This is a genomic window from Kitasatospora sp. NPDC001309, assembly GCF_042896295.1.
GTDB lineage: Bacteria > Actinomycetota > Actinomycetes > Streptomycetales > Streptomycetaceae > Kitasatospora.
In genome coordinates this window covers 1-16,172 of the sequence record NZ_JBIAXC010000087.1, presented here as the reverse complement: position 1 = coordinate 16,172, position 16,172 = coordinate 1, and the positions used below count along the sequence as shown (strand labels likewise).

Annotated in this window: 8 protein-coding genes; 2 read left to right on the top strand and 6 right to left on the bottom strand. The window is 74.6% G+C overall.

What is annotated here, in order from left to right; all coding sequences use genetic code 11:
* Nucleotides 1-123 precede the first annotated feature (123 nt).
* The 6 genes from ACFY2K_RS42740 to ACFY2K_RS42715 form a co-directional block, all read right to left on the bottom strand.
* The gene (locus ACFY2K_RS42740) at nucleotides 124-819 is read right to left on the bottom strand and encodes a formyltransferase family protein (protein ID WP_380529163.1); all 696 of its coding nucleotides are present in this window, start codon (nucleotides 817-819) and stop codon (nucleotides 124-126) included.
* Nucleotides 820-877: 58 nt separating this feature from the next.
* Nucleotides 878-2,167: a cytochrome P450 gene (locus ACFY2K_RS42735; RefSeq protein WP_387718384.1), complete on the bottom strand. Its 1,290-nt coding sequence runs from the start codon at nucleotides 2,165-2,167 to the stop codon at nucleotides 878-880.
* 2 nt (nucleotides 2,168-2,169) lie between these two features.
* Nucleotides 2,170-3,966: a beta-ketoacyl synthase N-terminal-like domain-containing protein gene (locus ACFY2K_RS42730; RefSeq protein ID WP_380529168.1), complete on the bottom strand. Its 1,797-nt coding sequence runs from the start codon at nucleotides 3,964-3,966 to the stop codon at nucleotides 2,170-2,172.
* A gap of 47 nt (nucleotides 3,967-4,013) precedes the next feature.
* The gene (locus tag ACFY2K_RS42725) at nucleotides 4,014-5,840 is read right to left on the bottom strand and encodes an amino acid adenylation domain-containing protein (RefSeq protein ID WP_380643968.1); all 1,827 of its coding nucleotides are present in this window, start codon (nucleotides 5,838-5,840) and stop codon (nucleotides 4,014-4,016) included.
* On the bottom strand, nucleotides 5,837-11,905 hold the full coding sequence (locus ACFY2K_RS42720; protein WP_387718379.1) for an acyltransferase domain-containing protein: 6,069 nt from the start codon (nucleotides 11,903-11,905) through the stop codon (nucleotides 5,837-5,839). Before ACFY2K_RS42720 ends, ACFY2K_RS42725 begins: the two co-directional genes overlap by 4 nt.
* Nucleotides 11,906-12,045: 140 nt before the next feature.
* Nucleotides 12,046-12,330 (bottom strand): hypothetical protein, encoded by a 285-nt coding sequence (locus ACFY2K_RS42715; protein ID WP_380529173.1) that lies wholly within the window; start codon nucleotides 12,328-12,330, stop codon nucleotides 12,046-12,048.
* A 405-nt stretch (nucleotides 12,331-12,735) separates the two neighbouring features.
* Between ACFY2K_RS42715 and ACFY2K_RS42710 the strand changes: the two genes are divergently transcribed.
* Together ACFY2K_RS42710 and ACFY2K_RS42705 are read left to right on the top strand one after the other, a co-directional pair.
* Nucleotides 12,736-14,082 carry an MFS transporter gene (locus ACFY2K_RS42710; RefSeq protein WP_380643970.1) on the top strand — a complete coding sequence of 449 codons (1,347 nt, stop codon included), beginning with the start codon at nucleotides 12,736-12,738 and terminating at the stop codon, nucleotides 14,080-14,082.
* Nucleotides 14,083-14,177: 95 nt separating this feature from the next.
* Entirely contained in the window at nucleotides 14,178-16,028 is a 1,851-nt protein-coding gene (locus ACFY2K_RS42705) for an acyl-CoA dehydrogenase (RefSeq protein ID WP_387718376.1), read from the top strand.
* Nucleotides 16,029-16,172 lie beyond the last annotated feature (144 nt).

Below are 16,172 nucleotides of genomic sequence, written 5' to 3'. Positions count from 1 at the left end.
GGGGGGGGGGGGGGGCCCCCCCCCCGCCGCCCGCGGCCCCGCGCCCCGCCCCCCCGCCCCCCGCGGCGCCCCCCCCCCCGGGCGCGGGGGCCCGCGCCCCCCCGGCCGCTTCGCCGTGCGGGCTCAGTGCTCGTGCAGCGCCCACCGGCTGCCGTCGACCCGCGCCGTGCCCGGCAGGGCGATCAGCTCGGGCTTGAACAACGGCGGCGCGCCCATCGCGGGCTCCCAGGTCGCCAGCGACTCGTCCTGGGGGACCTCGATCCGCCGGTCGGCGGCCAGGTCGGCGACCACCTTGAGCAGCAGCCGCACCCCGAGCGGCGCCAGGTGGTCGCGCCACAGGCTCTGCGCGGTCGAGCCCGGCGGTACGAACAGGTGCTGCTGGGCGGCGATCGGGCCGCCGTCGGTGCGCTCGGTCAGGTGGTAGACGCTTCCGCCGGTCACCTTGTCGCCGTCGCGGATCGTCCACCGGATCGCGTCCCGGCCGCGGTGCAGCGGCAGCAGGCTGGGGTGGTAGCCGATGGTGGCGACGGCGGCCCGGGCACGGGTCTCCCGGCCGAGGAAGGCGTGCGAGTGCGCGGCGAGGATGACGTCCACCCCGTCGGGGACGTGCCGGGCCCGCAGTTCGGCCGAGTCCGTCCAGGGGATGTCCCTGGGGAACGCCCAGGCCCGTACGCGGTCCCAGCACATCGCGTCGGCCTCGTCGGACCGCCCTCTGCGCAGCCGGGGCGCGGCCGCACCGACGATCTTGTGTCCGCCGTCCAGCAGGGCCTCCGCGACCTGCACCGCGAACGCCCCTTGTCCCGATAGGTAGATGTTCAACCGTCCTCCTGCGCTCACTGGTCGGGTCGGGTCGGGTCTCGGTTTCGGCGTCGGCGCGTCAGTCGGCCCCGTCCAGCCCGGCCCCGTCCAGCCCGGCGCGGTCGGGCTCGAAGCGCACCGGCAGGGTGGCGAACCCGGTCAGGAAGTTGGAGCGGATCGGCCGCGGCTCGGCGGTCAGGTCGAAGCCGGTGGTGAAGTCCCGCAGTGCGCCGAGCAGTTCGGCGATCTCCACCTTGGCCAGGTAGGAGCCCACGCAGAAGTGCGGGCCGTACCCGAAGGCCAGGTGCTTGTTGGGGGTGCGGCCGAGGTCGAAGTGCTCGGGCCGGTCGAAGACCCGCTCGTCCCGGTTGCCGGAGGCGTGCCAGAGCGTGACGATCTCGCCGGGCCGCAGCCGTACGCCGTGCACCTCGGTCTCCCGGACGACGCTGCGTCCGAAGTGCAGGGTGGGCGAGGCCCAGCGCAGCACCTCGTCCACGGCCGTCCCGAGCTCGACCTCGCCCCGCTTGAGCCGGTGCCACTGGTCGGGCCGGGCCGCCAGGGTCCGGACGCAGTCGATCATCGTCAGCCGGCTGGTCTCGTCGCCGCCGATGATCAGGCTGTAGCAGTTGAGCACCACGTCCTCGTCGGTCAGCGGCACGCCGTCGATCGAGCTGGCGACCAGCATGCTGATCACGTCCTCGCCGGGGTGCTCGCGGCGCTCCTCGACGACGTCCATGAAGTACATCAGGATCTCGTTGCGGGCCATCTCGGAGTCGACCTCGTCGACGTCCTCGTCGTCCGCCGAGAGCGCCGCCCTGGTGAGGCCGAGCAGGTGGTCCTGGTCCTGCTCGGGCACGCCCAGCAGGCTGCAGATGGTGGTCATCGGGATCCGGGCGGCGATCTGCTCGGCGAAGTCGCAGCCGCCGGAGGCGACCGCCGCGCGGATCCACCGCCGGGTGTTGGCCCGGACGGTGGTGGCCACCTCGTCCAGCACCCGTGGGGAGAGCACCCGTTGCAGGATCTTGCGCAGCTCGTGGTGGCGGTGCCCGTCGGTGACGGCCAGCATCCGGCCCGCCCCGGCGTCGCCGCCCTCCAGCAGGGTGACCAGGACGTTGCCGCGCTCGGAGGTGAAGTGCGCGTCGTCCCGGTAGGTGGCCAGGATGTCCTCGTGCCGGGAGAGCACCCAGAACCCGCGCCGGCCGTGGGCCGGGGGGTTCCAGTGCAGCGGCGCCTCGTCCCGCAGGGTGCGCCAGTACCCGACGAGGTCGAGGTCGGGATCGGCGAAGGTGGCCGGGTCGCCCAGGTCCACGGCGGCCGGGGCGAGGGCAGGGGTCGGGGCCGGGCCGGGGGGCGGGGCCGGGGTGCGCACGGTCACCAGTCCGTGCGCCAGAACCGGCGCGGCTGGAAGGGGTAGGTGGGCAGCGGCACCCGGTGGCTGGCCTCGCCGCGGTGCAGGGCGTCGAAGTCCACCGGCCGGCCGCCCACCCAGGCGGCGGCCAGCTCGGCCAGCGCCCCGGCGTCCCGGCCGGCCGGCACCAGGCCGTGGTCGGTGCGGGCGAACGCGCCCGCGTCGACGGCCGGGGCGGCGGCGGTCGAGGTGACGACGCCGCCCGCGGGCTCCCCGGCGAGCGCCGCGATCAGCTCCTCCCGGCTGCGCACCACGGCCGCCCAACGGCGGGGCAGCACCTTGCGGCCGAGGTTGAGGCTGTAGCAGACGTCGTCCAGCCGCAGCGTCGGGTCGGCCGCCAGCCGCTCCCGGAGCCGGGTGCGCTGGCGGGCCAGGGTCTCGTCGTCCAGGGCGGACAGGGTGGCCAGCCGGGGCCGGCCCGCCTCCTCGGGCTCGCGCCGGGCCGGGGCCGGCGGCTCCTCCAGCAGCAGGTGGGCGTTGTAGCCGCCGCCGCCGATCGAGGTGATGCCCGCCCGGCGGATACCGGACTCCGGTTCCCAGTCGGCCCCTTCGAGCTGCGGCACGAACGGCGTGCCGGGCAGGTCGAGGTCCGGGTTGACCTCGGTCAGGTTGATCGTCGCCGGGAGCTGCCGGTGGTACAGCGCCAGCGCGGCCTTGACCGCCCCGAAGCCGCCGGAGACCACGCCGCCGTGGCCCACGTTGCCCTTGACCCCGCCGATCGAGGTGGTCGCGGTCTGCTTGCCGAACGCCATGGTCGCCGCGTGCACCTCGAGCTCGTCGGTCATCGGCAGACCGAGCCCGTTGGCCTCGTACATGCCCACCGTCTCGGGGGCGACGCCGCCGACCTCCATGGCGCTCGCGATGCAGGCGCTCAGCCGCTCGGGCTGGGCCAGGCCGTAGGCCATCGCGCTGACCCCGTTGTTGTTCACGGCCGAGCCCTTGACCACGGCGTAGACGTGGTCGCGGTCGGCGACGGCGTGCCCCAGCGGCTTGAGCAGCACGGTGACCACGCCGCTGGACAGCGCGGTGCCGGTGCCGTTGGCGTCGAAGGGGCGGCAGTGGCCGTCCCGGGACAGGATCCGGTTCTCCTCCCACAGGTGGCCGCGCGGGTGCGGCAGCCGCACCATCGCGCCGCCCGCGACCGCCAGGTCGGTCTGGCCGAGCAGCAGCGACTGACAGGCCAGGTGCACCGCGTAGTGGAAGCCCGCGCAGACGGCCGCGACGGTGACGGCCTCGCCGGTGAGCCCCAGGTAGTACAGGGCGTTGGAGGTCATGGTGTCCGGCGACCAGGCCAGGCTGGCCTCGATCGCCTCCGGGCCGACCGACACCCGGTCCGGCGGGGAGCTGTAGAGCGCGGCGGTCTGCGGGTTGTTGGCGCCGTACATCCCGATCTCGGCGTCCAGCCGCTCCGGGTCGTAGCCGCCGTCCTCCAGCGACTCCCAGGCGCTCTCCAGGAACAGCCGGTTCTCCGGGGTCATCGCGGCGGCCATCCGGTCGCTGATGCCGAACACCGAGGGGTCGAACCTGTCGTAGGTGTCCAGCACGCCGCAGGCGCGCACGTAGAAGGGGCTGTGGATCAGGGTCTCGTCGACGTGGATGTCGTCCTTGGCCAGGAAGGAGATCGACTCCCGGCCGTGGACGAGGTTGTCCCAGAACTGTTCCTTGGTACGGGCGCCGGGGGCCCGTAGCGACATGCCGATGACGGCCACGTCGCCCGGGTCGTAGTCCTGCTCGGGGGCCTGCTCGGGGTGGTCGGTCATGGAAGGCTCCTGCTCCGTGGTGGGGTGGGGCGGCTCGGGTCGCGGGCTCAGCGGTCGCCGGCCGGGCGTCCGCGCAGGGCCGCGCGGCGGGCGCCGGCCCGGCGGCGGGCCGACTGCACCACCTCGGGGGTCGCGCCCTCCTCCTCGTCGAGCCAGCGGGCGAGCGAGGCGATGTCGCGGAAGCTGAACAGGTCGGGCACCCGGACCCGCCGGTCGAAGCGACGGGTCATCAGCCGGGCCAGCCGGATCAGCAGCAGCGAGTCGCCGCCGAGGTCGTAGAAGGCGGCCTGGACGTCGATGCCGGACGGTTCGAGGTCGAGCAGCTGCCCCCAGATCTCGGCCAGGGCGAGCTCGGTGGGCGTGCTCGGCGCGGTCGTCGGCCCGCCGGTGCCGGCGGCCGGCGGCTCGGGGAGCGCGCTGCGGTCCAGCTTGCCGCCCGGCCCGAGCGGCAGCGCGGGCAGCACCACCAGGGTGGCGGGCACCAGGTAGTCGGGCAGTTCGGCGGCGAGCCGGGCGGTGACGGCGCCCTGGAGCGCCGCGTCCAGCCGTGGCCCGTCCGGAGCGGGGCCGTCGCCCGCGGGCACCAGGTAGCCGACCAGCCGGTTGCCGCGGACGGCGGCGGCGGCCTCCCGGACCTCGGGGCAGCCGGTCAGCCGGGCCTCGACCTCCTCCAGCTCGATCCGGTAGCCGCGCAGCTTGACCTGGTGGTCGGTGCGGCCGAGGAAGCGCAGCTCACCGTCCTCGGTGAACGCGACCAGGTCGCCGGTGCGGTACATCCGCCCGCCCGGGTGGAACGGGTCGGGCAGGAAGCGCTCGGCGGTGGTCTCCGGCCGGTTGACGTAGCCGTGCGCGACCCCGGCGCCGCCGAGGTACAGCTCGCCCGGGGCGCCGGTCGGGACGGGCCGGCGCTGCTCGTCCAGCACGTACACCAGGGCGCCCTCGGTCGGCGGGCCGATCGTCGGCTCCTCGGCCGACTCCTCGGGGACGAGGCCGAAGGAGCAGAACACGGTGCCCTCGGTGGGGCCGTAGGCGTTGAACACCCGGGTCGCGCCGGTCTCCCGGTACGTCCGGTCGACCAGCTTGCGGCGCAGCGCCTCGCCGCCGAACACCACGGTGCGCAGGTTGGGCGGCAGCGCCCCGGCGTCGAGCAGGCCGTTCATCACCGACGGCACGGCGTTGAGGTGGGTGATCCGGTCGGCGTACCGGCTCTCCGGCAGGTGCACGGCGCTCTCGACCAGCACCACGGCGCCGCCCCGGCACAGCGCGTTGAAGATCTCCATCACGGACATGTCGAAGCAGACCGAGCTGGCCGCCGCGACCCCGCTCAGGTCGCAGCCCTCCAGGACGCGGTCCATCGCGGCGAGCATCGCCACCGCGCCGCCGTGCCGCACCGCCACGCCCTTGGGCCGGCCGGTGGAGCCCGAGGTGTAGATGATGTACGCGGTGTCCCCGGGCACGACCGGGACGGGCCTCGCGCCCGGCTCGGTGCGCACCGCGGCGCCGTCCAGCACCAGCACGGTCGGGCCGGGCGGGCAACTCGCCCGGGAGGCGGGGGTGGTGAGCAGCAGCCGGGTGCCGCTGTCCTGCACCATGAGGCCCAGCCGGTCGGCGGGGTAGTTCGGGTCCAGCGGCAGGTAGCAGGCGCCGCTGCGCAGCGCGGCCAGGAGGGCGACCAGCAGGTCGGGGGTGCGTTCGACGCAGATCCCGACCGGGACGCCCGGGCCGGCCCCGGCGGCGGTCAGCCGTTCGGCCAACTCGGCCGATCGGCGGTCGAGTTCGCCGTAGCCGAGGACGCCGGCCTCGGCGTACACCGCGATCGCGTCGGGGTTCTTGGCGGCCAGTTCGACGAAGGCGGAGTGCAGGGTGTCGGTCACCGGTCCGCCTCCTCGGGCAGGCCGGCCGGGGCGACGGCGCCGAGGGCGAGGCCGGGCCGGGCGATCGACTCGAAGAGCACGGTGCGGTACAGCGCGAGCAGTGCGGTCACGGTGTGCCTTTCCAGGTAGCTCGGTTTGAACTGGACGTGGCCGGCCACTTCGCCGTCGATGTCGGCCATCGAGATCTCCAGGTCGAACTTGGCGAGGTGGCGGCGCACCTGGAGCGGTTCGAGCGGCAGGGCGCCGTCCGGGGTGAGGGTGGAGCCGACGCCGTGGAAGAGCTTGACCGAGCGGGGGAAGGCCTCCGAGGACAGCCAGTTGACCACCACGTCGAACCACGGGGAGCGGCCCTCGGCGCGCGGCGGCCGGAGCCGGGAGGCCAGCAGGTCGAGGGGGTAGTTCATGTGCTCCAGCAGGCCGAGTGAGAAGTCGTGCACCTCGCGCAGCAGGTCGCGGAAGCTGCGGTCGGCGGCCGGGTTGGCCCGGACCAGCACGGTGTTGAGGTAGTAGCCGACGGCGGACTCCCAGCCGGGCTCGGCCCGTTGGGCGATCGCGGTGGCCAGCACCGCGTCCTCGGTGCCGACCGCGCGGTTGAGGGTGGCGAAGAACCCGGCCAGCACCACGGTGCTGATCGACACGCCCTCGCGCAGCGCGAACTCCCGCAGCAGCCGGGTCTCCTCGGCGCTCCAGCGGAACGCCAGGTCGCGGCCCTCGTAGGTGACGCCCGGCGGCCGCTCCCGGTCGGACAGGTCGAGGTGGGCGGGCGGGTCGGCCAGCTTCGCCGACCACCAGTCCAGCGCCGCCGCGGCGGCCGGCCCGGCCAGCCACTGCTGTTCCCATGCGACGAACTCGGTGTACGGGGCGGCCGGTGCGTCGGCACCCGGGTCGGCAACCGGGTCGGCGCCTTGGTCGGCGCCCTGGCAGGAGGCCTGGTAGAAGGCCTGGAGTTCGCGGATCATCACATCGGCGGAGGCCGCGTCCGAGGCGATGTGGTGGACCAGCACCAGCAGGTAGTGGTCGGCCGGGCCCCGGCCCAGCAGGACGACCCGCACCAGCGGCCCGTTGTCGAGGTCGAGCGGCCGGTGCCCCTGCCGGGCCAGCTCCTCGCGGGCCTGCTCCTCGTCCAGCGCGGAGCCGTCCAGCGCCAGGAACTCGTACACCGGTTCGTCCAGGACGACTTGGTACGGCCGCCCGCCCGCCTCGACGAAGAGGGTGCGCAGCGCCGGGTGGCGGGCCGTCACGGCCCGGACGGCGCGCTCCAGGGCCTTCTCGTCGACCGTGCTGCGGATCCGGGCGGTCACCATGAAGTTGTAGGGGACGGCGTCCGGCGAAACCATCTGCATGAACCAGAGCGAGGCCTGGCCGTGCGAGGCGGGTGCCAGGGCGAGGCCCAGGTCGTCGGCGCGCAGCTGCTCCAGGGCCGGCGCGTCGGTGGCGTCCAGCAGGCCGCGGGCGTCCAGTTCGTCGAGCAGTTCCTCGGCGTCCAGCTCGGAGAGTTCGTCGAGGAAGGCGTGGTCCGCCGGGCGGGCGGGGGCCGGTACGGGAGTCGGCGCGGCAGTCGGTGCGGGGGCGGTTGCGGGCGTGCTCGCGGGGGCGCCGCCGCCGGTGAGCTCGACGAAGTGGCCGACCACCTCGGAGATCGGGCGGCCGTCCAGGAACACCACCGGCGACACCCGGTGCCCGAACAGCGCCTGCATCCGGTTGACCAGCCGGATCCCCACCATCGAGTCCAGGCCGAAGTCCCGCAGGCAGGCGCCGGTGTCGAAGCCGCTCACCGGCACGCCCAGCGCGTCGGCGAGTTCGGCGAGGACGACCTCCGCCACCGGCCGGGCCGCGGGCTCGGGCCCGGCCTGCACGTCGGCCTGCACGACGGCCGCCGCCGCGGGCGCGGTGGCGACCGGCGCAGCCGTCGGGGCGGCCGGGGCCCGTGGGGCCTGCGGCTCGGTGTCGATCCAGTAGCGCTCCTTCTGCCACGCCACCAGCGGGGTCTCCACCGGCTCGACGTCGTCGTCGAACAGCGGGTCGAAGGTCAGCGGCAGGCCCCGGACGTACAGCGAGGCGGCCGCGCCGAGCAGGCAGCGCAGGTCGCTCTCCTCGCGCCGCAGCGAGTTGACCGCGTGCACCCGCGCCCCGCGGGTGAGGGCGATCTCCTCGACCGCGCCGCGCAGCGTCTCGTGCGGGCCGATCTCGACGAAGGTGCCGATGCCCCGGTCGACCAGCGCCCCGATGGTCTCGGCGAAGCGGACCTGGTTGCGCAGGTTGTGCACCCAGTAGTCCACGTCGGTGGCCGGGTTGACCGCCTCGGCCAGCGCGGTGGAGTGGAAGTCGATGACGGGCGGCAGCGCGGTGATGCCCTCGATGCCCTCGCGCAGCGGCTGGAGCAGCGGGTCCATCCCCGGGCTGTGCACCGGCCGTTCGACCCGGATCCGGCGGACCGACACCCCCTCCCGCCGCAGGTCGGCCTCCAGGGCGTCGACGGCCTCGGGCGAGCCGGAGACCGCCGCGCTGGTGGGGCTGTTGACCACGGCGACGGCCGCGTGCGCGGCGTACGGGGCGAGCCGGGGCAGCAGCTCCGCCTCCGGCAGGTCGACCGAGATCATCGCGCCCGCGGCCGCTTTGCGTTCCAGCAGGTGCGAGCGGGTGACCACGACCCGGGCGGCGTCCTCCAGCGACAGCGCCCCGGCCACGCAGGCGGCCGCGACCTCGCCCAGGCTGTGCCCGACCACGGCGGCCGGCTCGACGCCGAGCCCGAGCCAGACCTTCGCCAGCGACACCTGGAGGGCGAACAGCACCGGCTGCTGGACGTCCATCTCCTCGTACCGGGCCCGCTCGGCCGGGGCGGCCAGCTGCTCCAGCACCGAGCAGCCGCCGGCGGCGCGCACGGCGGCGTCGCAGGCGGTCATCCACTCGCGGAACCCGGCGTGGGAGCGCAGGAGTTCCCGGCCCATGCCGACCCACTGGGTGCCGCCGCCGGAGAACACCAGCGCCACCCGGCGGTCGACGTTCCCGGAGACCGCCCCGGTGAGGACCTCGGGGTGCGGCCGGCCGGACGCGACCCGGGCGAGGCCGTCCAGGACGTCCTGCCGGCTGCGGGCGAACAGCGCGATCCGGTGGTTGTGGTGGGTGCGCCGGGCGGCGAGGGTGTACGCGAGGTCGGCGACCCGCAGGCCGGGGTCGCGTTCGACGCGGTTGGACAGTTCGCGGCAGGTGTCGGCCAGCGCGCCCGCCGTGCGGGCCGTGACGGGCACCAGGTGCAGCCGGCCCGCCGGGGCGGGGTCGGCCTGGCCGGGGGCGGTGTGCCGGCCCCGGTCACCGGCCAGGAAGGGGTGCGCCAGGACGGCCAGCCCGGCCGCGTACAGCGCGCCGAGCGAGCCGAGCAGGGTGACGGCCTCGTCCTCGCCGCGCCGCAGCGAGGGCAGGGTGGCGGCGGGGAGCAGTTCCGACACCGACTTGAGCAGCAGCGGGTGCGGGCTGAGCTCGATCACCGCGTCGACGTCGTACCCGCGCAGGCCGGTCAGGGCGTCGACCACCCGGATCTCCCGGCGTAGGTTCTCCGCCCAGTAGTCCGGGCCGAGTTCGGCGCCGTCCACGGCCTCGCCGGTGACGGTGGAGATCATCGGGATCCGGGTGCTCCGGGGGCGGATGCCGTCGAGCTCCACCTTCAACGGCGCGAGCACGTGGTCGACCAGCGGGGAGTGCGGGGCGTGGCCCATCCGCACCCGGTGGTTGGTGACGCCCGCGTCGGTGAGCCGCCGGACCAGGCCGTCGATCTCCTGCGGGGTGCCGGTGACCAGGGTGGAGCGCAGGCCGTTGCGGCCGGAGAGGGTGAGCCCGCCGGTCAGGTACGGCGCGACCTCGTCCGCGGCGGTCATCACCACGATGCCCTCGCCCCGCCCGACGGCCAACTGCTGGAGCAGCCGGCCGTGGTGGGCGGCCAGCCGGGAGGCGTCGTCGAAGTCGAGCGCGCCGGCCACGTGGGCGGCGGCGAACTCGCCGACGCTCTGCCCGACCACCACGTCCGGCTCCACGCCCAGCGCGCGCCAGGTCTCGGCCAGCGCGACCTGGAGGGAGAACAGCAGCGGCTGGAAGACGTCCATGTCGTCCAGTCGGCCGTCCGGGGAGAGCAGTTGCTCGACCAGGGAGAAGCCCAGCAGCTCCTTCATCCGCCGGTCGGAGCGCAGCATCGAGCGGCGGAACACCGGCATTCCGGCCAGTAGCTGGCGGCCCATGCCGACCCACTGGGAGCCGTTGCCGGAGAACAGGAACGCCACCCGCGGGCGGCGCCCGGCCGCCTCGCCGACGCTCAGCCCGCGGGCCGGCGCCCCGGCGCCGAAGGCGTCCAGCTGGGTGCGGAGTTCGGCCAGGTCCCGGGCGGCGGCCGCGAGCCGGAACGCCCCCTCGCCGGGTGCGCGGCGGCACAGTTCGCGCAGGTCGGTGGCGTCGCGCAGGGCGCGGGCCCGTTCCGCCAGCGCCTCCGGGGAGTCGGCGGCCAGCAGCAGCAGGGAGCCCTCGGGGCGCGGCAGTTCCTCCACCGCGACGTGGCAGATCGCGCCGCCGAAGCCGAAGGAGCTGACCCCGCCCCGGCGGGCGTCGGAGCGCCGCGGCCAGGGCGTCAACCGGTCCTGGACGGTCATCCGGTACTCGTCGAAGAGGATCTGCGGGTTCGGCGTGCTGTAGTGCAGGCTCGGCGGCAGCACGCCGTTGCGCATCGACAGCGCCAGCTTGACCAGCCCGACGATGCCCGCCGCCGCCTCCAGGTGGCCCACGTTGGACTTGACGGAGCCCAGCCGCAGCGGCTCGGTGCGGTCGCCGCCGAGGACGGCGCCGATCGCATTGGCCTCGATCGGGTCGCCGAGCGGCGTCGCCGAGCCGTGGCACTCGATGTAGTCCACCAGGTGCGGGTCGATGCCGGCCCGCCGGTACGCGGTGCGCAGCATCTTCTCCTGCGCCTGCGGGTTCGGCGCCGTCATCCCGTTGCTCAGGCCGTCGTTGTTGGAGGAGCTGCCCTTGATCAGGCAGTACACCGGCAGGTCGCGCTCCAGGGCCACGCTGAGCGGCGCGAGAACGACGACACCGGCGCCCTCGCCGCGGACGTAGCCGTCGGCCCGGGCGTCGAAGGACTTGCAGCGGCCGTCCGGGGCGAGCGCGCCCATCGCGTCCATCGCGGTGTAGTAGTCGGAGACGAAGCTCAGGTTGACGCCGCCGGCCAGCACGAGGTCGCTCTCGCCGAGCTGGATCGACTGGCAGCCGACGTGCACCGAGACCAGGGAGCCCGCGCAGGCGGCGTCGATGGCCATGCTCGGGCCCTGCAGCCCCAGGACGTAGGAGACCCGGTTGGCGATGATGCCGTCGTGCATGCCGGTCGCGGTGTGCGGGGTGATCTGGGCGTCGGGCCCGCGGTAGTGCGCCAGGGCGGCGTAGTCGCCCCAACAGGAGGCCATGAACACGCCGGTGTCGCTGCCGAGCAGGGTGTGCGGGGCGATGCCCGCGTCCTCCAGGGCCTCCCAGCACAGTTCCAGGACCAGCCGCTGCTGCGGGTCCATCTGGACGGCCTCGCGCGGCGAGATGCCGAAGAACAGCGGGTCGAACCGGTCGATGCCGTCGACGAACCCGCCCCAGCGGACCGCGTCGTTCATCAGCGCCCGGCGCGCGGCCGGGACCGGTCCGACGGCGTCACCGCCCTCCACCAGCAGCCGCCAGAACGCGGACGGGTCCGGACCGCCGGGGAAGCGGCAGCCGATGCCCACGACCGCGACCGGCTCGTGGGGACGGGCGCCGCGCTCGGCGCCCCGGGCGGGCTGCGCCTCGCGCGGACCCTCGACCAGGGCCCGGGCCAGCTCGCCGACGGTCGGGTACTGCCAGAGCCAGGTGGCGGGGACGGCGCGCCCGAGGAAGGCGGACAGCTCGGCGGCGAGCGCCACCGACCGCGCGGAGTCCAACCCGTACCGGTGCAGCGGGGCCCGGGGGTCCAGGGTGTTCGCGGACACGTCCAACAGTGCGGATACGCGGGAGAGCAGGAAGTCCGTGACGGCGGACGGGTCCGGCACCGTGCGTTCTTGGGGCATGGCGACTCCCTGGGCAGGGCGGAAGGAGGGAACGGGGAACGGGGGAATGGACGGGGGAACGGGCGGGGCAACGGGTGGGTCGGGACTGCCCGGCCGGACGGCTCGCGACAGCCTGGATCAGCCGCGTGCGGACGTGCGGATCAGCGGCTCGGATCGCTCGGATCGGCTCGGGTGATCGCGCAACAGCGGCCCACTGTGAAGTTCTCGCCGACGCGTGCGGCGCGGCGCCTGCCGGCCGGTCCGTCGGCGCTGTGGTCGCCGTGGACCGCGCGGAGCTGGTGTCCCGGTCCGCCCTGGATGCGGAGGTCGATCGGAAGGCCGATCGGACGGTCGATCGGGTCTGGCGCAACGAGTGTGCGAACTGTGCGAATCGATGTGCGGCGGATCACCGGGTCTTTACCGACCAGCGGGTACGAGAGTGCCACTTGGCGATTGGTGAGACAAGCGTCGTCTGCGAGCCGGTCCGGGCAGTGGCGGGATCCGATCGCCAAAGTGTCCGATTCGACCTGCTCGATCGAACGGCTCCGGCCGAGCGGTGGCGACGGCGGGTGAACCGCTGCACGGCGGGCTTTCGTTCGCGCGCGATACGGCTAACCTGCCTGAAAGGTAAGGGAGTTGGAGCACGGTCGGGATTCCCCGCGAGGGGTGAGGGGTGGACAGCGGACGATCAGCGCGGGCAAGCTGACCCCCATGCCAGTTGCGAGCCCTGAGACAGCGTCAGCCTGCGTCGACCGCTCCTTAGCCCCTCGGGGCCCCGCACGGTGCCCGGCGCTTGCACCGCCCGGTGCACCGGGCCGCACCGGCCGGGCCGACCGTTCCGGCGGCCGGGCATGACCGACGTCGCGGTGCAGCCGCTGACCCGACCGGGACTGGCCCTCGGGGTGCTGGCCGGGGCGCTCGCCCTGGACGTGAGCGGCCTCGGGGTGCTCAACGCCGCCCTGCCCTCCGTCGGCAGCCGCTTCGAGCTCGCCGACACCACCCTCCAGTGGGTGATGACCGCCTACGCCGTCACCTTCGCCGGCTTCCTGCTGGTCGGCGGCCGACTGGCCGACGTGCTCGGCCGGCGGCGGGTGTTCGAGGTCGGCGTCGCCGTGTTCACCGTCTCCGCGCTGGTCGGGGCGGTGGCGCCGAACATCGGGGTGCTGCTGGGGGCGCGCGCCGTCCAGGGCGTCGGCGCCGCGCTGTCGGGACCGGCCGCGCTGGCCCTGCTCTCCGAGGCGTTCCCGGCCGGTCCGGCCCGCAACCGGGCGTTCAGCGTCTACGCGGCGGTCGGCGCCGCGAGTTTCAGCGGCGGCGTGCTGCTCGGCGGCGTGCTGACCCAGTTCCTCGGCTGGCGTTCGGTGCTGTGGTTCTCGGTGCTGCTGGGGGCCGCCGTGCTCGCGGTGACCAGGATCGGCCTGCCCGACGGCCCCGGGCACCGCGGCCGGCTGGACCTGCCCGGCGCGGTCGCCGGCACCCTCGGCCTCACCCTGCTGGTGGTCGGGGTGAGCAGCTCCGGCGCCACGGCCTGGACGGTGCTGGCCGCCGCCGCGCTCTGCCTGGTGCTGTTCGTGGTGCGGGAGCACCGCACCGCCGACCCGGTCCTCCCGCTCGGCCTGTTCCGGCTCGGCTCCGTCCGGGCGGCGAGCCTGGCGGCGTTCCTCCAGTACACGGGCTCGGTCGGGATGCTGTTCTTCGCGCCGCTGTACCTCCAGGGGATGCTGGACTACTCCCCGTTCGAGTCCGGCCTGGCGCTGGTGCCGATGTCCGCCGCGGTGTTCCTCACCGCCAACTTCGCCACCGGCCGGCTGCTGGCCCGCTTCACCCCGCGCACCCTGATGTCCGTCGGCCTGGTGCTGATCGGCGTCGGCACCGGGCTCTGGCTGGGCACCCCGCACGAGGGCTCCTATCTGGTGCACGTGCTCCCCGGCCTGGTGCTCAGCGGCATCGGCCAGGGCCTGAACTTCCCCTCGATGACCACCGCCGGGCTGGCCGGCGTCCCGGCCGAACGGCAGGGCGTCGCCGGGGCGGTCAACGTGGTGACCCAGCAGATCGGCGCGAGCGTCGGCGTGGCGCTGCTGGTCCTGGTCGCCGGGACCGGTACGAACCGGCTCGACGGCTATCACCTCGCCTACGTCACCGCCGCCGCGGCCTGTCTCCTCGGCGCCGCCGCCGTCGCCGCGGGTCGCCGCACCTGACGGGCCCCGCAGCTGACGGGCCCCGCGCCTGACGCACCCCGCACCCGGCCCGCGGGCCCCGCTCGCGACGGTTGACGGCTCCGGTCCGGTGGAGCATGCTGCTGACGAAGCCAAGCAAGCGCTTAGTCACTCGCGAAAGGCGCCACCCCGTGCCGTCCCTGCTGCTCTCCCGCCGCGACCTCGACTTCCTGCTGTACGAGTGGCTGGACGTCCCCTCGCTCACGGCGCGCCCCCGGTACGCCGACCACTCGCGGGAGACCTTCGACGCCGCCCTGGACCTCGGCGAGCAGGTCGCCACCCGGCACTTCGCGCCGCACAACAAGCGGAACGACGCCGAGGAGCCGCGCTTCGACGGCGAGCGGGTGCACATCATCCCCGAGGTCCGGGAGGCGCTGGCCGTCTTCGCGGACACCGGGCTGCTCGGCAGCGCCATGGACCAGGAGGTCGGCGGCGCCCAGCTGCCGTCCGTGGTGGCCAGCGCCTGCTTCGCCTGGTTCCAGGCCGCCAACCCGGGGACCTCCGGCTACCCGTTCCTCACCGTGGGCAACGCCAACCTGCTGCTGGCGCACGGCAGTCGGGACCAGATCGACACCTACGTCCGGCCCATGGTCGAGGGGCGGTTCTTCGGCACCATGTGCCTGTCGGAACCGCAGGCCGGCTCCTCGCTCGCCGACCTGCGCACCCGGGCGGAGCCGCGCGCCGACGGCAGCTACCGGCTGTTCGGCAACAAGATGTGGATCTCCGGCGGCGACCACGAGCTGTCCGAGAACATCGTCCACCTGGTGCTGGCCAGGATCCCCGGCGGGCCGCCCGGGGTGAAGGGCCTCTCGCTGTTCATCGTGCCCAAGGTGCTGGTCGGTGCCGACGGCACGCTCGGCGAGCGCAACGACGTCGTACTGGCCGGGCTGAACCACAAGATGGGCTTCCGGGGGACGACCAACACCCTGCTCAACTTCGGCGAGGGCGTGCACCGGCCGGGCGGCGAGCCCGGCGCCGTCGGACACCTGGTCGGCGAGCCGCACCACGGCCTCGCCTACATGTTCCACATGATGAACGAGGCCCGGATCGGCGTCGGCCTCGGCGCCACCGCGCTCGGCTACACCGGCTACCTGCACGCCCTGGACTACGCCCGCACCCGCCCCCAGGGCCGTCCGGTCGGGGCCAAGGACCCGGACGCGCCCCAGGTGCCGATCATCGCCCACGCCGACGTGCGCCGGATGCTGCTGGCCCAGAAGTCCTACGCGGAGGGCGCGTTGGCCCTGGTGCTGTACTGCGGCCGACTGCTCGACGAGGAGCGCACCGGCGCCTCCCCGGAGGACCGCGCCCGCGCCCACCTGCTGCTGGACGTCCTCACCCCGATCGCCAAGAGCTGGCCCTCCCAGTGGTGCCTGGAGGCCAACAGCCTCGCCATCCAGGTGCACGGCGGCTACGGCTACACCCGGGAGTACGACGTCGAGCAGTTCTACCGCGACAACCGGCTCAACCCCATCCACGAGGGCACCCACGGGATCCACGGCCTCGACCTGCTCGGCCGCAAGGTCGTCATGGACGGCGGCGCGGGCCTGCGCCTGCTCGTCGAGACGGTCTCGGCGACCACCGCCCGCGCCGCGAGCGCCGGGGGCGAGGCCGCCGAGTACGCGGGGCAGCTCGACGGGGCCGTCCGGCGCATCGTCCCGGTCACCCGGCGGCTGTGGGCGACGGGGGACCCGGAGACGGCGCTGGCCAATGCCACCGTCTACCTCGAAGCGGTCGGGCACACCGTCGTGGCCTGGCTGTGGCTGGAGCAGCTGCTCGCCGCCGACGGGGGCACCGAGCCCGTGCACGAGGGGAAGCGGCACGCCTGCCGGTACTTCTTCCGGCATGAACTGCCCAGGACCGAGGCCCAGTTCAGGCTGTTGGAGAGTCTGGACCGGACTGCCGTGGAGATTCCGGACGACGCGTTCTGAGGGTGGTCCTGCCGGGGCGGAGCCACGGCCGCGGGGGCGGCGGGGGGGGGGGGCGGCCGGCCCCCGCCCCCCCCCCGCGGCGCCCCCCGCCCCTGAGACAGGGGGGAGGGGGCTCGTGCCGGATGGGGTGTGGAGAGAGATCTA